The organism is Streptomyces violascens (genome assembly GCF_014649955.1).
In the GTDB taxonomy this organism is placed as follows: Bacteria; Actinomycetota; Actinomycetes; order Streptomycetales; family Streptomycetaceae; genus Streptomyces; species Streptomyces violascens.
Map to the genome: position 1 here is coordinate 38,251 of NZ_BMUA01000020.1, position 17,954 is coordinate 56,204.

The 17,954-nt window shown below is 69.5% G+C and carries 15 protein-coding genes and 1 tRNA gene; 3 read left to right on the forward strand and 13 right to left on the reverse strand.

Annotation, left to right across the window (positions count from 1 at the left end; all coding sequences use genetic code 11):
- Positions 1–11: 11 nt before the first annotated feature.
- The 5 genes from grpE to IE206_RS30245 all read right to left on the reverse strand — a co-directional run bounded on the left by grpE (position 12) and on the right by IE206_RS30245 (position 5,774).
- Positions 12–650 (reverse strand): nucleotide exchange factor GrpE, encoded by a 639-nt coding sequence (gene grpE / locus IE206_RS30225; RefSeq protein WP_189967654.1) that lies wholly within the window; start codon positions 648–650, stop codon positions 12–14.
- Entirely contained in the window at positions 650–2,506 is a 1,857-nt protein-coding gene (gene dnaK / locus IE206_RS30230) for a molecular chaperone DnaK (protein ID WP_189967656.1), read from the reverse strand. Before dnaK ends, grpE begins: the two co-directional genes overlap by 1 nt.
- A 583-nt stretch (positions 2,507–3,089) precedes the next feature.
- Positions 3,090–3,869, reverse strand: coding sequence for an FkbM family methyltransferase (locus IE206_RS30235; RefSeq protein ID WP_189967658.1), 780 nt, complete (start codon positions 3,867–3,869; stop codon positions 3,090–3,092).
- Positions 3,866–4,906, reverse strand: coding sequence for an MraY family glycosyltransferase (locus IE206_RS30240; RefSeq protein ID WP_189967660.1), 1,041 nt, complete (start codon positions 4,904–4,906; stop codon positions 3,866–3,868). Before IE206_RS30240 ends, IE206_RS30235 begins: the two co-directional genes overlap by 4 nt.
- 13 nt (positions 4,907–4,919) lie before the next feature.
- Positions 4,920–5,774 carry an NAD-dependent epimerase/dehydratase family protein gene (locus IE206_RS30245; protein ID WP_189967662.1) on the reverse strand — a complete coding sequence of 285 codons (855 nt, stop codon included), beginning with the start codon at positions 5,772–5,774 and terminating at the stop codon, positions 4,920–4,922.
- Positions 5,775–6,023: 249 nt separating this feature from the next.
- Here IE206_RS30245 and IE206_RS30250 point away from each other — a divergent pair, with 249 nt between their 5' ends.
- Positions 6,024–8,291, forward strand: coding sequence for a (Fe-S)-binding protein (locus IE206_RS30250; protein WP_189967664.1), 2,268 nt, complete (start codon positions 6,024–6,026; stop codon positions 8,289–8,291).
- A 106-nt stretch (positions 8,292–8,397) separates the two neighbouring features.
- On the opposite strand, the gene IE206_RS30255 is transcribed toward IE206_RS30250, so the two are convergent.
- Together IE206_RS30255 and IE206_RS30260 are read right to left on the reverse strand one after the other, a co-directional pair.
- Entirely contained in the window at positions 8,398–9,495 is a 1,098-nt protein-coding gene (locus tag IE206_RS30255) for a hypothetical protein (RefSeq protein WP_189967667.1), read from the reverse strand.
- A 250-nt stretch (positions 9,496–9,745) separates the two neighbouring features.
- Positions 9,746–12,025: a S9 family peptidase gene (locus IE206_RS30260; protein WP_189967669.1), complete on the reverse strand. Its 2,280-nt coding sequence runs from the start codon at positions 12,023–12,025 to the stop codon at positions 9,746–9,748.
- 186 nt (positions 12,026–12,211) lie between these two features.
- On the opposite strand from IE206_RS30260, the gene IE206_RS30265 reads away from it, so the two are divergent.
- Positions 12,212–13,168 carry a Yip1 family protein gene (locus tag IE206_RS30265; RefSeq protein ID WP_189967671.1) on the forward strand — a complete coding sequence of 319 codons (957 nt, stop codon included), beginning with the start codon at positions 12,212–12,214 and terminating at the stop codon, positions 13,166–13,168.
- A 71-nt stretch (positions 13,169–13,239) separates the two neighbouring features.
- Here IE206_RS30265 and IE206_RS30270 read toward each other — a convergent pair whose 3' ends face one another.
- The 3 genes from IE206_RS30270 to IE206_RS30280 form a co-directional block, all read right to left on the reverse strand.
- Positions 13,240–13,746: a phosphoribosyltransferase gene (locus tag IE206_RS30270; RefSeq protein ID WP_114040692.1), complete on the reverse strand. Its 507-nt coding sequence runs from the start codon at positions 13,744–13,746 to the stop codon at positions 13,240–13,242.
- A gap of 2 nt (positions 13,747–13,748) precedes the next feature.
- Positions 13,749–14,324, reverse strand: a complete 576-nt coding sequence (dcd, locus tag IE206_RS30275) for a dCTP deaminase (protein WP_189967674.1) — start codon at positions 14,322–14,324, stop codon at positions 13,749–13,751.
- 89 nt (positions 14,325–14,413) lie between these two features.
- Entirely contained in the window at positions 14,414–14,599 is a 186-nt protein-coding gene (locus tag IE206_RS30280; protein WP_189967835.1) for a hypothetical protein, read from the reverse strand.
- A 229-nt stretch (positions 14,600–14,828) separates the two neighbouring features.
- Here IE206_RS30280 and IE206_RS30285 point away from each other — a divergent pair.
- Positions 14,829–14,902, forward strand: a tRNA-Gly gene (locus tag IE206_RS30285).
- 255 nt (positions 14,903–15,157) lie between these two features.
- Here IE206_RS30285 and IE206_RS30290 read toward each other — a convergent pair.
- The 3 genes from IE206_RS30290 to IE206_RS30300 all read right to left on the reverse strand — a co-directional run bounded on the left by IE206_RS30290 (position 15,158) and on the right by IE206_RS30300 (position 17,828).
- On the reverse strand, positions 15,158–15,856 hold the full coding sequence (locus IE206_RS30290; protein WP_189967676.1) for a YcnI family copper-binding membrane protein: 699 nt from the start codon (positions 15,854–15,856) through the stop codon (positions 15,158–15,160).
- A gap of 533 nt (positions 15,857–16,389) precedes the next feature.
- Positions 16,390–17,616: a tyrosine-type recombinase/integrase gene (locus IE206_RS30295; protein WP_189967678.1), complete on the reverse strand. Its 1,227-nt coding sequence runs from the start codon at positions 17,614–17,616 to the stop codon at positions 16,390–16,392.
- Complete coding sequence (locus IE206_RS30300) at positions 17,616–17,828, reverse strand: helix-turn-helix domain-containing protein (protein WP_189967680.1); 213 nt, start codon at positions 17,826–17,828, stop codon at positions 17,616–17,618. The genes IE206_RS30295 and IE206_RS30300 overlap by 1 nt, the downstream gene beginning before the upstream one ends.
- Positions 17,829–17,954: the final 126 nt, after the last annotated feature.

Genomic DNA, 17,954 nt, shown 5'->3' on the forward strand with positions numbered 1-17,954 from the left:
TGACCGTTGCGTCAGCCCTTGTCGGGGCCACCGCTCTCCTCGTCGCTCGACTTTTCTTCCTTGGCTGCCGCGCCCGGCTGGGGCTCGGCCACCGCGACCCGCGCGGGGCGGATCGTACGCTCGCCGATCCGGTAGCCCGGCTGCAGGATCGCCACGCAGGTCGTCTCCGTGACGTCCGGCGCGTAGCTGTGCATCAGGGCCTCGTGGACCGTCGGGTCGAAGGGCTCGCCCTCCTTGCCGAACTGCTGCAGGCCCATCTTCGCGGCGACCGTCTCCAGGGACTCGGCCACCGACTTGAAGCCGCCCTGCAGCTCGCCGTGTTCACGGGCCCGGCCGATGTCGTCGAGCACGGGCAGCAGCTCGGTCAGGAGGCCGGCAACGGCGATCTCCTTGACCGTGACGCGGTCCCGTTCCACGCGACGGCGGTAGTTCTGGTACTCGGCCTGCAGGCGCTGGAGGTCCGTGGTGCGCTCGGTGAGCGCCGTCTGGGCCTGGTCCAGCTGAGCCTGCAGAGCGATCTCCTTGGCCGCGTCCCCGGCCGGGGCCGCCTTCCCCTCCTTGGAGGAGTCGGCGGCCTTCGGCTCGGCGTCTTCCTGAGCGCCGGAGGGGACGTCGGGCTTCTCCTCGAAGCCCGGGGTCTCCTCAGACATCAGGCGGCGCCGCCCTTCGCGTCGTGCGGCTTCTCGTCGTCGACGATCTCGGCGTCGACCACGTCGTCCTCGGGCTTGGCCTGCTGGGCGCCCTCGGCACCCGGGGCCGCACCCTGCGCGGCCTGGGCGTCGGCGTACATGGCCTGGCCCAGCTTCTGCGAGACGGCGGCGACCTTCTCCGTGGCGGTGCGGATCTCCGCCGAGTCCTCGCCCTTGAGCTTCTCCTTCAGCTCGGCGACGGCGGCCTCGACCTCGGTCTTGACCTCGCCCGGGACCTTGTCCTCGTTGTCCTTGAGGAACTTCTCGGTCTGGTAGACGAGCTGCTCGCCCTGGTTGCGGCTCTCGGCGGCCTCGCGGCGGCGGTGGTCCTCCTCCGCGTACTGCTCGGCCTCCTCGCGCATGCGGTTGACCTCGTCCTTCGGCAGCGAGGAGCCGCCGGTGACGGTCATCTTCTGCTCCTTGCCCGTGCCGAGGTCCTTCGCGGTCACGTGCATGATGCCGTTGGCGTCGATGTCGAAGGCGACCTCGATCTGCGGGACACCGCGCGGGGCCGGCGGCAGACCGGTCAGCTCGAACATCCCGAGCTTCTTGTTGTACGCCGCGATCTCGCGCTCGCCCTGGTAGACCTGGATCTGCACGGACGGCTGGTTGTCCTCGGCCGTCGTGAAGATCTCGGACCGCTTGGTCGGGATCGTGGTGTTGCGCTCGATGAGCTTGGTCATGATCCCTCCCTTGGTCTCGATGCCGAGGGACAGCGGGGTGACGTCGAGGAGCAGGACGTCCTTGACCTCGCCCTTGAGGACACCGGCCTGGAGGGCGGCGCCGATGGCGACGACCTCGTCCGGGTTGACGCCCTTGTTGGCCTCGTTGCCGCCGGTCAGCTCCTTGACGAGCTCGGCGACGGCCGGCATGCGGGTGGAACCGCCGACGAGGACGACGTGGTCGATCTCGGACAGGTTGATGCCCGCGTCCTTGATGACGTTGTGGAACGGCGTCTTGCAACGCTCCAGGAGGTCGCTGGTCAGCTGCTGGAACTGGGCGCGCGTGAGCTTCTCGTCCAGGTGCAGCGGGCCCTCGGCGGACGCTGTGATGTAGGGCAGGTTGATCGAGGTCTCGGTGGACGACGACAGCTCGATCTTGGCCTTCTCGGCGGCCTCGCGGAGGCGCTGGAGGGCCATCTTGTCCTTGGACAGGTCCACGCCGTGACCGGACTGGAACTGCTTCACCAGGTAGTCGACGACGCGCTGGTCCCAGTCGTCACCACCGAGGTGGTTGTCACCGTTGGTGGCCTTCACCTCGACGACGCCGTCGCCGATCTCCAGGAGGGACACGTCGAAGGTGCCGCCACCGAGGTCGAAGACGAGGATCGTCTGGTCGTCCTTGTCGAGGCCGTAGGCGAGCGCCGCGGCCGTCGGCTCGTTGACGATGCGCAGGACGTTGAGGCCCGCGATCTCGCCGGCCTCCTTGGTCGCCTGGCGCTCGGAGTCGTTGAAGTACGCCGGCACGGTGATGACCGCGTCGGTGACCTTCTCGCCGAGGTAGGCCTCCGCGTCGCGCTTCAGCTTCTGCAGGATGAAGGCGCTCATCTGCTGCGGGTTGAAGCTCTTGCCGTCGAGCTCGATCTTCCAGTCGGTGCCCATGTGGCGCTTGACCGACCGGATGGTCCTGTCGACGTTGGTGACCGCCTGGCGCTTGGCGACCTCGCCGACCAGCACCTCGCCGTTCTTCGCGAAGGCGACGACGGACGGCGTGGTCCTGGCGCCCTCTGCGTTGGTGATGACGGTGGGCTCGCCGCCTTCAAGAACGCTGACGACGGAGTTAGTCGTGCCCAGGTCGATGCCGACCGCACGTGCCATTTCGATTCCTCCTGCTGACTACTTGAGTGGAACTGACTCAAGGATGCATCATCCGCCCCGGCCGGTCAACAGAGCTGAGTCGAGGGGGCTCAACTTTTATGTGCGACTTATGCGCGTGCGGCCTCGGCGGTGAGCGGATTTGCGCAGTTCCCCGCGGCCCTTGAGGGGCCGGTGTCGCGTCCCGGCGGCCGCCGGTGGCTGATCGCGCAGTTCCCCGCGGCCCCAACCCGCCTTCGGCCTCGGCCTGCACGCGGTTGCTCGCGCAGTTCCCCGCGCCCCTAAAAACCACCGTTCGACCGCGGACCGTGCTGCGTTGCTCGCGCCGTTCCCCGCGCCCCCAAACCCCGTCACCCGCGGGCCGTGCGTGCTTCTCGCGCAGTTCCCCGCGCCCCTTCGAGGAGCCCCTGCGGGGCGATCGCCACCGCGCGCCCGATCGCCCCGCAGGGACGTTTAGGGGCGCGGGGCTGTGACATCTGCGGCTCCGCCGCGTGGGCGCGAGCAACCACGCACAGGCCAGGGCCGAAGACGGGCTAGGGGCGCGGGGAACTGCGCGAGCACCCCCACCGGCCCGCGGGGGAACCCCCTACTCCGCCCGCGCCGCAGGCACCGGCACCGGCACCGATACCCCTCCCGGCCGGTCGAGGGCGGCCTCCCTCAGCAGGACCAAGTCGCACCGCAGCATCCGGCCGTCGTTCGGGTCGGTGAGGCCCGGTGCGAGGGACATCAGGGTCAGGCCCAGCTGATCCCGGGCCAGCGCGAGCAGTTCGTCGAAGAGCCGGCCTCCCGCGAAGAGCGGCACCAGCGGCGCCCCCATCCGCACCCCGCAGATCTCGTCCGCGAACCGGCCGACGCCGCCCAGGACTTGAGCCTCGTACCCCTGCACGTCCAGATGGAGGAAGACCCGCTCGCCGGGGGCGATGAGCTGCTCCCAGAGATCGTCCAGGCGCCGGGTCTCCACGACGGCCTTGCCCGTGTGCACGGTGCGGGGGTGGCGGGGCAGCATCGGGAGCAGGGAGCTGGCGGGGCCGAAGTCGCCGCAGACGTTCAGGATGGCTTCGCCGGTGCGGTCGCCGAGCGCGTACGGCAGCACGCTCCAGGTGTCGTCGGAGGCGGCGCGGTGGCGCAGTCCGGCGCGGGGTTCGCGCAGCGGCTCGAAGGAGACGATGCGGCCGCGGTAGCCGGCCTCGCGCAGCATCACGCCGAAGTCGCCGCGGTGCGCGCCGACATCGAGGACCACGTCGATCTCGTACCGGGCGAGCAGGCGGACCAGCTCGCGGTCGCCGGGGTGATGGCGGCCCACGTCGATGCCGAACCAGCGCATCGCGGCGTGCGCCGCGCGCCGGAGTGTCCGGAACGGGTTCATCCCAGGCCCCCCGCGAGGTCGACGGGAGCGCCGGCGCTCTCGTTGGGGGTGCGGGCGTGCGGGGCACGGCGGCGCAAGGCGGGCCCGTTCACCGGCACGCGCAGGAGCAGCACGACCGCGACGGGCACGACGAGACCGAGCGGCAGCGCCGCGACCGGGTCGATGCGTCCGTCGTGGATCTGGAGGCCGACGAGCGTGGCGGCCAGCGCCGCGGCGCCGAGTACGACGGCCGAGCCCTGCGTGGTGAGCCCCAGCTTCCGCAGCCGGTGGGCGATGTGGTCGCCGCCGCCGCGCAGTATCGGGCGGCCCGCGCGGCGCCGCGAGACAAGGACGAGCAGGGTGTCGGTGAGGACGACGAGGGTCAGCGCGAAGAGTTCGGCACAGGTCTGCGCGCCGGGCTCCCGGGTGTGCACGGCGACCGCCGAGGAGGCGAGCAGGAACCCGGTGAACAGGGAGCCGCAGTCGCCGAGATGGATACGGGCCGGGTACCAGTTGTGCAGCAGGAACCCGGTCAGCGCGGCGGCGAGCACGCTCAGGAGCAGCCCGTGCCCGGGGTGCCCCTCGGCGATCGCGCACACCGCGAGGCCGAGCGCGGTCACCGCGGCGACCGCGCCCATCGCGCCGTCGGAGCTGTCCAGGAGCTGGAAGGCGTGGGTGACGAAGACGATCCACAGCACCGCGAGCGCCCCCGCGCCCGGCGAGAGCCCGGCCAGCGTGACGACGGTGGTCGCCGCGGCCGCCTCCACCACGAGCCGGACCCGCACGCCGAGCGGACGCAGGTCGCCGACCAGCCCGATCAGCGCGACCGCGCCGGACGCGGCGAGCAGCGGCGCGACCCCCTCGCCGAGTTCGGCGACGTCGAGCACCGGCCCCGCGCAGGCCACCCCGACGGTGGTGAGGGAGACGGCGATGCCGCCCAGGTGCGGGGTGACATCGCCGCCCCTGCGGCCGAACTTCAGCATCAGGGCCCGGATCAGGGCGGCGAGCAGAGCGGTCACCACGACGGCCGACGTCGCGGCCGCGAGCCCGTGCAGCATGTCGGCCGCCCCCTCAGCCGAGGTGCTGCCCGGCCGGCGACGCGGCGGGCTCTCGGAGGCCGGGCAGGACGACGGGGGCTTCGGCTCGGGCCCGGGCGATCGCCGCGTCCAGGATGTCGTCGAGGGAGCGGGCCGGCCGCCACCCGGTCAGCTCGCGCAGCGGCGCCGTGTCGAAGGGCCGGACGGCCTTGGCGTACGCCTCGTGCGGGACGCGGTCGACGACGTACGGGTAGTGGCGGACGGCAGAGGTGCCGCCACTGCGGGCCAGGGTGCGTTCGGCCAGGGCCATCACGGTGATCTCCTCGCTGCCTGCGATGTCGAAGTCCGCGCCCGCCGCGCCGGGACGGTCGAGCAGGGCGAGCAGCGCGTCGACGGCGTCGGCGACGTCGAGGAAGCGGCACACACGGGTGCCGTCGCCGTGCACCACCAGGGGATCGCCCGCGACCGCCCGGCGCACGAGCCGGGTCAGCAGGGTCGCGTGGCCGGGCGACTGCCGCGGCCCGACGGTGTCGCCGTGGCGTACGACGGTGGCTCCGGAGGCCGCCTCGCCGCGGCCGTCCGCCGCCGCGATCAGGAGCCGTCTGCCGTGCCTCAGGGCGGCCGCGCCGATGGCGCCGGTCACGGGCGCGAGGTGGACCACGGTGTCGCAGCAGGCGGTGAGTTCGTCGGCCAGGCGCGCGTCCAGGACCGAGCCGCGCACGAAGCGCAGCCGGGGGTCGGACCAGGCGGCGGCGAGGTTGGCGCGGGCGCCGGTGGACAGGTCGTCGAGCACGAGCACGGTGTGGCCCTGGCCGAGCAGCGCATCGGCTAGGTGCGAGCCGATGAATCCGGCACCACCGGTGACGAGGTACGTGGCGGGAGCTGGCATGGGGACACCCATTCGGTTCGACCGACGTTGCGGACAACAAGTTAGTTTGTTATGTCCGCATATGTGGTGAATAACACGATGGATATCCGGCACCGACCAAGGGCACGCTGAGCGACACAGATCACCGCTTGCGCGGCTACAGTGCGGCGGTAGAAGTGGGTACGCTCAGGTGGACTGGATAAGTTACTGCTTAGTAATGCGTCCGGGCCCGTCCCCGTAACCCACCTCGCAGGCCCGAGGAGCCCCCTCATGCAACTCGCCGCGATCATCGTGTCGCTGGTCCTAATCGCGGTCGGCGTAGCGCTGTTCGGCCGTGCCCTCGTGCAGATCTACCGCTTCGTGCGGCTCGGCCAGAACGTGCCGGCCGGCACCCGCACGGCCGATCCCTACCGGCGTGCGGTCACCGTGGTGAAGGAGTTCCTCGGCCACACCCGCATGAACAAGTGGGGGATCGTCGGCGTCGCGCACTGGTTCGTGGCGGTGGGCTTCTTCTCGCTGCTCCTGACGATCGTGAACGCCATCGGCCAGCTCTTCAAGGCCGACTGGATCCTGCCGGTCATCGGCGACTGGGCGCCGTACAACGTGTTCGTCGAGTTCCTCGGGACGATGACGACGATCGGCATCCTCACCCTGATCGTCATCCGGCAGCTGAACCGGCCGGGACGGCCGGGCCGCAAGTCCCGGTTCGCGGGCTCCAACACGGGCCAGGCGTACTTCGTCGAAGCCGTCATCCTCATCGTCGGCATCTGCATCTTCACGCTGCACGCCCTTGAGGGCGCCCAGCACCACGTCGACGGCTACGAGGCCTCGTTCTTCGTCTCGTACCCGGTGGTCGCCTGGTTCCGCGGCATGGACCTGTCCACGCTGCAGAACCTCACGTACTTCTTCGCGGGCCTGAAGATCGCGACGTCGTTCATCTGGATGATCACGGTCGCGCTCAAGACCGACATGGGCGTCGCCTGGCACCGCTTCCTGGCCTTCCCCAACATCTTCTTCAAGCGCGAGTCGGACGGCGGCGTCGCGCTCGGCGCGCTCCAGCCGATGGCCTCGAACGGGCAGCTCGTCGACTTCGAGGACCCGGGCGAGGACGACGTCTACGGCGTCTCGCAGATCGAGCACTTCTCCTGGAAGGGCATCCTCGACTTCTCCACCTGCACCGAGTGCGGCCGCTGCCAGTCGCAGTGCCCCGCCTGGAACACGGGCAAGCCGCTCTCCCCCAAGCTCCTGATCATGTCCCTGCGCGACCACGCGCACGCCAAGGCCCCGTACCTGCTCGCGGGCGGCGGCAAGGACATGGAGGGGAATGAAAAGGCCACGGAGGAGCAGCTCAAGGACGTTCCCGCGGCCGCCCTGGCGGAGGCCGAGCGCCCGCTGATCGGCACCGTCGAGGAGAACGGCGTCATCGACCCCGACGTCCTGTGGTCCTGCACCACCTGCGGCGCCTGCGTCGAGCAGTGCCCGGTCGACATCGAGCACATCGACCACATCGTCGACATGCGCCGCTACCAGGTGATGATCGAGTCCGCGTTCCCGTCCGAGGCGGGCACGATGCTCAAGAACCTGGAGAAGAAGGGCAACCCCTGGGGGCTCGCCAAGAAGCAGCGCGTCGAGTGGACCAAGGAGGTCGACTTCGAGGTCCCGATCGTCGGCAAGGACATCGAGGACCTCACCGAGGTCGACTACCTGTACTGGGTCGGCTGCGCGGGCGCCCTCGAAGACCGGGCGAAGAAGACCACCAAGGCCTTCGCGGAGCTCCTGCACATGGCGGGCGTCAAGTTCGCGATCATGGGCGGCGACGAGAAGTGCACCGGTGACTCGGCCCGCCGCCTCGGCAACGAGCCGCTGTTCCAGCAGCTCGGCCAGGAAAACGTCGCGATGCTGAACATGGCGTACGGCGAGGACGATGAAGACGAGTCGACCAAGAAGCCGAAGTCCGCGAAGAAGATCGTCGCGACCTGCCCGCACTGCTTCAACACGATCGCGAACGAGTACCCGCAGCTGGGCGGCGAGTTCGAGGTCATCCACCACACGCAGCTGCTCCAGCACCTCATCGACGAGGGCAAGCTGGTCCCGGTCACCCCGGTCGACGGTCTGATCACCTACCACGACCCCTGCTACCTGGGCCGTCACAACAAGGTCTACACGCCCCCGCGCGAGATCATGTCGGCCGTCCCGGGCCTGCGTCAGCAGGAGATGCACCGCCACAAGGAGCGCGGCTTCTGCTGCGGCGCCGGTGGTGCGCGCATGTGGATGGAGGAGCGGATCGGCAAGCGCATCAACAACGAGCGCGTGGACGAGGCCCTGTCCCTCAACCCGGACATCGTCTCGACGGCCTGCCCGTTCTGCCTCGTCATGCTGACGGACTCCGTCAACGGCAAGAAGAACGACGGGAAGGCCAAGGAGAACCTCCAGGTCGTGGACGTGGCGCAGCTGCTCCTCGACTCGGTGAAGACCCCGGTCGACCCGGCCGGCACCGCCGAGGCGGAGAACGCGCCGGAGCCCGAGCCGGTGAAGTAACACCGGTTCACGGACGTACCGAAGCGGCCGGTTCTGCCCTGGGGCGGAACCGGCCGCTTTTCCGTTGTACGCAACCCGCCTACGGGCTGCCCGGCACCCGGCGTCGTCAGCGCTGGTCGCCGCGGCGGCGCAGCATCGCGAAGCCGAGGCCCGCGGCACCCGCGGCAGCTATACCGCCACCGGCGGCGATCATCGGGGTCCGGTCGGAGGAGGCGCCGGAGACACCCTCGGCACCGGCCTTGACGCCGCCCTTGGGCACGACGCCGGCGGCGGTCTTCACCGGCTGCTGCTGCTTCTTGCCGTCCTTCTGGACGGTGTACTTCTCGATCAGCTTGCCGTTGAAGTCGAAGACCCAGCTGTTGCCACCGTTCTTGCCGTCGATGACGACGAACTTGTAGACACCCTTGCCGACATTGACGATCTTGTAGGTCCAGCCGTCGTTGAGGGCCGACGGGTCCTTGAGGTCGATGGCTCCGAGGAAGTTCCCGTTCGGCATGGAGATCTCGACGCGCGGGCCGTCGGTGGTCTTGATGAGCTTGGCCATGCGGCCGTCGGGCATCGTGATCTTCACGGAGGAGATCACGTCGGACTTCCTGTCGCCCTTCTTCCGCTCGTGCTTGTGCTCGTCCTTGCGCTCGTCCTTCTTGGACTGGTCCTTCTTCTTGGACTCGTCCTTCTTGCCGCCCTCGACCCACGAGGTGACGGTGCCGTCCGGGTTCAGCACGACGTACAGGCCGTTGTTCCGGCCGGTGGCGGAGGCGCCCTTGGCGACGAGGGTGTCGAGCTTGCTGCCGTTCGCCCAGATCTCGGCCTCGTAGTGGTTCTGGCCGAGCTTGTAGACCTTGGCGACCGAACCGTCCGCGAGCTTGACGGACTTCACGAATGAGCGAACGTCCTTCTTGGAGTCATCCTTCTTGGACTCGTCCTTCTTCTCGCCCTTGTCAGACTCGTCCTTCTTGGACTCGTCCTTCTTGGTGTCGTCCTTCTTCTCGTCGTCCTTCTTCGACTCGTCCTTGCCGGGCAGGACCTGGTCCTTCGGGTCCTGCTTCGGGTCCTCGGCGCCGGGCAGCACCTGCTGCCGGCCCTGCTGGTCGGACGGCGCGGTGGGCGAGTCGGCGAAGGCGGCACCGGCCGGGAGGGCGAGAGCGGCGATGGCTCCGGTGGCGATGGCGGCGGTGCGGATGGTACGGCGGGTGGCGCGCATGGGTGCTCTTCCTCGTAACGTAGAAGCGTGAAGCTTGTGTGTTATGTCGTGTCTGTGGCCCTTTGCGGCGGCGACATCAACAAAGCTACGAGTGCGATGTTTGGGTAATACGTAAGCAATGTAACGGCTGCCTCCTGCTTCGCCCGCGGCCGTGTAAATCGCTCGGAATTCAACCAAAACGGGCACGCATTCCCACCCTCCGCATGCGCCCGCTCACCCGGCGCCGATCATTGCGCCCGCCGGACCGGCCTCACTGGCCGAAGAGCCCGCCGAGCAGCGCCACGTCGAAGGGGGCCGGGGTCAGCCGGTACTCCGGCGGCTCGATGCCCCTCAGGTGCCGGACCAGGAAGTCCCAGCGGCGCCGGGTCACGTAGTGCTCGTAGCCCATGAAGATGTGCTCGGCACCCGGCACGATCAGCAGGTCGAAGTCCTTGTCGGCGGCGACGAGCCGGTCCACGAGCCGCATGGTGAGCTGCGGGTGGACGTTGTCGTCGAGGCCGCCGTGCACCAGGAGCAGCTTGCCTTGGAGCCGGTCGGCGAGCTCGACGTTGGAGGCGCGGGCGTACGCCCCGGGGTCCGGCCCGTCGTAGGTCTCGGCCCACCACAGGTGGTAGAGCCGGTTGTCGTGGTTGCCGGCCTCGGCGACGCCCACCTTGTAGACCTCCGGGTACGCGCACAGGGCCCGCACGGTCGCGTAGCCGCCGCCCGACAGGCCGAAGGCGCCGACCCGGTCGAGGTCGAGCCAGGGCCGCTCGGCGCCGAGCCGGCGCAGCGCGGCGACGTGGTCGTCGAGCCCGCCGGCCGCGTCCAGGTGACCGAAGGAGGCGTCGTGGAAGGCCTTGTCGCGGCCGGGCGTGCCGCGGCCGTCGAGGGCCACCACGGCGAACCCGAGCGCGGCGAGCGCCTCGGCGTCGTACCCGTACGCGCCGGCGTCGAAGGAGGGCAGGACGCGGCGGACGTGCGGGCCGGGGTAGGGGTGGTCGACAACCGGGTAGCGCCGGGCCGGGTCGAAGCCGTGCGGCCGGTGGAGCACGCCGTAGAGGTCGGTCGTGCCGTCGGCGGCCTTGACGCGGAACCGCTCGGGCGGCGTCCAGCCCGTCGCGGTGAGCCCCGTGATGTCGGCGTCCTCCAGGGCGACCAGGACCCGCCCGTCCCAGTCCCGTACGACGATGGAGGGCGGGAGCGAGGTGGTGGAGGCGGAGTCGATGAAGTGATCGTCCGCGGCCTGCACGACATGGTCCAGGTCGTCCTCGGTCAGCCGCCGGAAGCCGGACCCGTCGAGCCCGACCCGGCAGACCGTGCGCCGGTAGGGATCGGCGGCGATCAGCCCGGCGGCAACGAAGTAGACGACCCTCTGTCCCTCGTCGACGCGCAGGATCTCCTGTACCGACCACTCGCCGGACGTCACCTGCGTACGCACCTCGCCGCTGTGCGCGTCGTACAGATAAAGATGGCCGTGGCCATCGCGCTGGGAGTACCAGAGCACCTCGGCGCCGCCCGCGAGCACCTCGACCATCGGCGGCTCGCTCGCGAACTGGTTGGGCTCGACGCGGGTGTCGCCGGTCTCGGTGACAAGGGTGGTGACCTCGCCGCTCGCGGGGTCGAGCCGTCGCAGCCGCAGGGTGCGCAGATCCCGCGAGCGGTCGAGGTAGTGGACGGCCGCGCCGTCCTCCCCCCACCAGGCCCACTTCGAGGTGACCGGCGAGATCAGCGGCATCAGGATCGGCTCGGTCCGCGCGGCCACCGCCTCACCGCTCGCCACGTCGAGTACGAGGAGTTCGCCGAGCGGCACCCGCTCGTCGCCGGGGAACGCGTACCGCTGGGTCAGCAGGCGGGGGGCGCCGCCGTCGGCCGGCACGGCGTCGACGAGGTGCGTCTCGCGGACGCCTCGCAGATCGGTTCGGTGGGTGAGCACCCGCATGGAGTCCGGCGACCAGGCCACGGCGGGCGGCAGCCGGTCGATCCCGACCTTGCGCAGGAGCACGTCGGCGCTGAACGGGCTTGTACCGTAAGTGAGTTGAGCCTGCCCGTCACGGGTGAGGGCCCACTCGCGGCCATCGCTCCGCGCCCATAAATCGTGCCCGCGCGCGAACACCTCCCGCTTTCCGTCGGGCGAGCGGACCGCGAGGACGTCCTGGCCGGCCGGAGCGTCGTCCCGCTCGCAGCGGTACGTATCCGTACGACAGCGCCACGAGGAGCCGAACGCCGCGAACGCGATGAAGGCGCTCTCGTACTCGATCGAGGCGAACGGCAGCGCGTCCGGATCGACCGGCCGCCCGCACGCGGCGGCGAGGGCGGCCGCGAGCCGCGGATGATCGAAGGCATCCGCACGGGTCCCGGCAGCCGGATCGACAAGAACGAACCGCGCCCCCTCATCCCGCTCCACCCGATACCAGAACCGCCCCCCGCCCCCGATCCAGTGCGGCGTGACACTGCCACCCCGCACGAGCCGGGGCCGGTTGTGCCGCAGCAGCTGCTCGGCGGCCCGATAGGCGGCAACGTCCAGCCGTTCACCAGCACCTGATCCCATGTGCCCCTCCGAATACGCAGTGCGCACGGTGTGCGCGCCCATGCGAACACCGTACCCACAACGGAACGACGTACGCAGAACGGGCGAGGCGAAAAGCCCCCTAGGGGATGTCACAGCTCAGCAGCAAAGGCGCCCGGTTCCGGCGGCCCCCGGTTGGCGTACCGGCGGAACAGGTACGTTCGATTCGTGGCTGGATTCAGGATCGGACGCGGCGGCCGGGACAACAACCGCCCCCCGCGGCAACCGCAACAGCAAGGGCAGCAGCAGGCACCGGCACCGCAGTGGCCGGGCGACCGGCAGCAGCCGCAGTACGGGCATGGGCAGGGGCACGCACAGCAGCGACCGCAGAGTTACGGGCAGGGACAGCCGCCGCAGTACGGGGGCGGGCAGCCGCAGTACCGGCAGCCCTACCCGCAGCAGGACGAGCCGGAGTACTTCGGCGACCCGTACTACCAGGACCAGGGCCAGCCGCAGGGCTACGCCCCCGCCCAGGACCCGTACGCGAACAACCCGGGCCACACCCAGGCGTTCAGCATCGGCGAGGACCCGTACGGCGACGGCGCGACCTACCGGGCGGGCGGGGTCACGGCCCCGCCGAGCGGCCCCCGCCTGCACTGGAAGGAGCTCGTGTCCGGCATCGTGATGCGGCCGGGCCCGACGTTCTGGCAGATGCGGGACTACCCCGTGTGGGGCCCGGCGCTGATCATCACGTTCCTCTACGGAATGCTGGCGATCTTCGGCTTCGACAAGGCCCGCGAGGACGTCATCAGCACCACGCTGTCCAAGGCGGTGCCGGTGGTCCTCACCACCGGCGTCGTGTTCGTGGTCGGCGGCCTGATCCTCGGCGCGGTCACCCACACCCTGGCCCGCCAGCTCGGCGGCGACGGCGCGTGGCAGCCGACGGTGGGCCTCTCCATGCTGATCATGTCCCTGACGGACGCCCCGCGCCTGCTGCTCGCCCTGTTCCTGGGCGGCGACAACAGCGTGGTCCAGATCCTGGGCTGGGCGACCTGGCTGGCGGCGGGCGCGCTGTTCACCTCGATGGTGAGCAAGTCCCACGACCTGCCGTGGCCGAAGGCGCTGGGCGCATCCGCGATCCAGTTGATCGCGCTGCTTTCACTGATCAAGCTGGGCACGATCTAGCCGTACGTATGCGGAAGGGCCCCGCCGGGTTGTACGACCCGGCGGGGCCCTTCTCAGTTCCTGGGGCCGGGCTAGGCGTCCAGCACCTGCCCCTCACGCCGGACAACGGGCGGCTCGACGGACCAGGGGAAGTTGATCCACTCGTCAGTACGCTTCCAGACGTACTCGCACTTCACCAGCGAGTGGGACTTCTCGTAGATGACGGCGCTGCGGACCTCGGCGACGTGGTCGAGGCAGAAGTCGTGCACCAGCTTGAGCGTCTTGCCGGTGTCGGCGACGTCGTCCGTGATCAGGACCTTCTTGCCGGAGAAGTCGATGGCGTTGGGCACGGGGGCCAGCATGACCGGCATTTCGAGCGTGGTGCCCACACCGGTGTAGAACTCGACGTTCACCAGGTGGATGTTCTTGCAGTCGAGGGCGTAGGCGAGCCCGCCGGCGACGAAGACGCCGCCGCGCGCGATGGAGACGACGATGTCGGGCTCGTAGCCGTCGTCGGCGATGGTCTGCGCGAGCTCGCGGATCGCGCCGCCGAACTTCTCGTAGGTGAGGTTCTCGCGCACGTCGTTCTGGTCGTTCATGCTCACACCTGGGTCCGATGGAAATTGAGGAAGGACCGCGAGGCGGTGGGCCCACGCTGGCCTTGGTAACGAGAGCCGTACCGCTGGGACCCGTAGGGCTCCTCGGCGGACGAGCTGAGCCGGAACAGACACAGCTGCCCGATCTTCATCCCGGGCCACAGTTTTATCGGAAGCGTGGCGACGTTGGAGAGCTCAAGGGTTACGTGACCGGAGAACCCGGGGTCGATGAACCCGGCGGTGGAGTGGGTGACGAGCCCGAGCCGGCCGAGCGAGCTCTTGCCTTCGAGCCGACTGGCAAGATCATCAGGAAGCGTGATGACCTCGTACGTCGAGGCGAGCACGAACTCCCCGGGGTGCAGGATGAACGCCTCGTCCCCCTCCGGCTCGACGAGCCGGGTGAGGTCGGCCTGCTCGACGGCGGGGTCGATGTGCGGGTAGCGGTGGTTCTCGAACACCCGGAAGAAGCGGTCGAGGCGCACGTCGATGCTGGACGGCTGCACCATGGATTCGTCGTAGGGATCGATCCGTACCCGCCCGGCGTCGATCTCGGCCCGGATGTCCTTGTCTGAGAGAAGCACTCCCCGAGGATACGCAAGGCGCGCGGCCCCGCCCCAATCGGACGGCCCCGCGCGCCTGTGGGCCCCGGTATTCCAGTGTGGAGAGGGCGCTACCGCTGCTCGGGCAGTACGGGCACGGCATGACGCAGCCGCGCGCACCGCGGACAGCGGATCAGCCGGCCGGGCCCGATCCGGCCGGCGCCGAGCTGCTGCATCGGAAACGAATCCGTGGTGAAGACATGCCCTCCGGCGCAGCGGACGACGGTGCGCTCCAACGAGTCCATCAAGTCGCTCAAGTCCCTTCCCCAACAAGCATGGACGGAGAAACCACCACATTAGGGGATGAACAGGACGCCGCTCCACGCGGCACTCCGCCCACGCACACGCCCTTCACCGTACGCCCCAACTCCCCCCGCCCGCACGGCGATCCCGCCCCACGACAACACGACGGCCCCCGGTGAATCCACCGGGGGCCGAGCATGGGGTAGAGTGAGCGACGACCGCTTCCCCATGGGGAACGATCACGCGAGTGTAGTTTAATGGTAGAACATAAGCTTCCCAAGCTTAGAGCGCGGGTTCGATTCCCGTCACTCGCTCCATAACGAAGGCCCTGGTCAGCAACCAGGGCCTTGTTTGTTGTCTAGACCATTTTGGGCCCGCGTGCCATTCGCGTGCCATAACGCGCCGATTACCGCACCGAATTAGGGTGCGCAAGCCTCGATTCGGGAGCTCGAAGGCCGAGCATCTCGAACCCTGAGACGCATTTTCTGTGACCTGCACCACTCGACGCTCAGGCGGATGCACATCTGCAGGCGCAAACCACCGAGGTGTGGCCTGCCCCGCTACGCCAGCAGTCAGCTGCGGTTCGTGCGACGCAGGCGGATGACCGCGTAGGCCGCTGCGGCGAGGCTGAGAGCGCCTACCCCCAGGCCAGCGATGCCGAAAGCGCGGGCAGTGGAGTCGTTCGTGCTGCGGACGGTTGCCGCAGCGGTCTTGGGCGCGGCGGCAGGGGCGACAAGGCTCAGGACCGGCGCCGGGTGCTGGGGTTCGGGCTGGCCGGGGTTGCTGGCGTCGATCCAGCGGACGACGTCGCCGTTGGAGTAGGTCTGCAGCGCCTTGAACGTCAGCCGGTCGGTGTCGCTGGGCAGCTGTCCGAAGTCGAGGGTGAAGTCCTGGTAGTGGCCGGGCGCGATGGTGCCCCCGCTCCAGGTGACCTGGGTGACCGCCTCGGTGATGTCGCCGTCGTCGGTGTGGATCGGCTTGGCGAGCTTGGTGGTCTGGGCCTGCTCGGTCCAGCCGGGGATCGGGGCGATCAACGTCGAGGCGATGGGGTGGTCGGTCGGCAGGAAGACCTCGACCTTGGTGGTGCCGGCCTGGTCCTCCTCATTGGGTACGCGGAATGAGACAGCTTGGTCGGTCGCCCCCGGGGCGGCCGTGCCGGGCTGGACGGTGACGTGCGCCCAGGCGCCACCCGCTGTCAGAAGCACGCCTGCCGTAGACAGAATGCCGAGGGTGGCGGTGCGGCGTATCCAGGTTCGTGTGCGGTGCGGCATGGCGAACTCCTGAGGGCTGAAGCGGCGTTGTCCGCCGGAGCGCTCTCAGAGTGACACCACCGCATACGGACCGGAGGGTGAACGCCGGAGGTTCCACAACCCGCCCCTCAACGCACAGCGCGGCCCCGCTGTTCGGGCGGAGCCGCGCATCGTCGGGTCCGGTGGGTCAGGTCAGCAGGGGCAAACGCCCGCGCACTGGCAGGGGCCGCCGCTCTGGCAGCCGCATTGGCAACCCGCACCACAGCCGCAACTCGCCAGACGAACGGGCTGTGCTGTCGCGGGGCGGGATGTCGTGGGCGAGGTCGGAGGACGGCTTGGCTGAGTCGTCCCAGGAACTGGCTTCTCGGGGATCATGCTCCAACTCCCTTCCCAGGGTGCCGTATCCGGCTCCGAGTCAACGCCTGCTCTGCCCTCGCGTCAACGCATCGGTCGGGGTATCGCCAGAGCCTGCCATCGGGCCGGACGCACGCCCTCCCACTGGCATCCTCCGAAGCACCGGACCGGAGGACAGCCGGTCCGGCACTTCGGCGAGGTCACGCCTCCTGGGTGACGGGGTCGCCAGTGGCATCACGTACACGGGGGACGAAGGGATGGATAATCGCTCCTCCGCTCCCTGCGTGCTCCGCCGCCTCGGCCTCCGCTTCGGCCCACTGGCGGCGCACATCGGCGTCGATGTCCCCGGCCAACTTGCGCTGGTGCTTGCGTGTGGAGTGCTGGTAGATCAGCTGGGCCCGCTCGGAGGAGTGGCCGGCGCGGACCATGAGGTCCTTCATCTTCGCGCCGGTGTCGGCGGCGATGGTGTTGCCGGTGTGCCGCAGGTCGTAGAAGCGGAAGCCCTCCGGCAGGCCGACCTGGTCGCGGGCCTTCCGCCACTTGCGGCCGAACGTCGTCCCGCGCAGCTTGGCTCCGCGCTCACCGACGAACACCAATCCCTCGGCCCCGGCCTCGGCGAACCAATCGAGATGGCGGAGAAGGTCTCGGCGCATGAACTCCGGGATGGCGATCTCTCTTTTACCCGCACGGGACTTGGGGTCGCCGATCACCCGGCGTCCGACGTTCAGTTCGGGTGCGGCACGGCGGATCCGGATGGCGCTGCCGTCCGAGGCGATGTCCTTGCGGCGCAGCTCGGCCAGCTCCTCAGGCCGCATCGAGGCGAACGCCCCGAGCAGCACCATCAGACGCCAGCGGATGCCGATCGCCTCGGCGACCGCGAAAACCTGCTCGACGGAGGCGACGGGACGCTCGTCAGCCTCCTCCTTGCCGGCGCCACGGATCCGGCACGGGTTACGGCGGATCAGGTCGTCGTCGACCGCCGTCCCCATAATCGCCTTCAACAGCCGGTACGCCTTGGCAACCTGGGTCTTGCCTGTGGCCTCCAGCCGCTCTGCCCGCCAAGTACGCACCTTGGCAGGGCTGATGACGTTCACATACTGGTGCCCGAAGGTGGGGCCGAGATGCAGGCGTAGGAGACGGCGGTACAACTCCTCCGTCGTCGGCGCGATGCCCCGCTCGTCGATCCAGCGCTTGGCGTACTCGGAGAACAGCACCTCGCCTGCGGTCGGGTCGAGCCAGTCGCCGCGCGACTGGTCAGCCTGCATCTGCGCGAGGAAGACCCCAGCGTCCTTCTTCGTCTCGTACGTCTCCGGCGCGGGGCGCAGGATGCCGTCCGTTCCCGGGTAGCGGGCCTGGTACCGCCCGGAGGGAAGCTTGCGGATCGCGCCGAAGCTGCGGCGGGGCGCCTTCTGGCGCGGGCGCCCCACTAGGCCGCCTTCCCATAGCGCGAGCGCCGGGTACGGACCGGTTCGACCGTCCGCTCCTCTATGTACGTGTCCAGGACACTGGCGGCGATGCGGACGTGCTTGCCGACCTTGACGTACCGGATGCGGCGCTCGGATACGAGGCGGCGGATGAAGCGCTCGCCGACACCGAGGCGGTCGGCCGCTTCAGGGACGGAAAGGAGGCGGTCAGCCATGCAGGATCACCTCCTTCGCGGCGTGCAGGAGATGGGGGTGGTGCGGGAGGGCAGGGGGCATTGCGGTTCGGCGCAAGGAGGTTCCTCGTCTGGCACGGCGGTGCGATTCCGCGGGTGTGCCGTTGG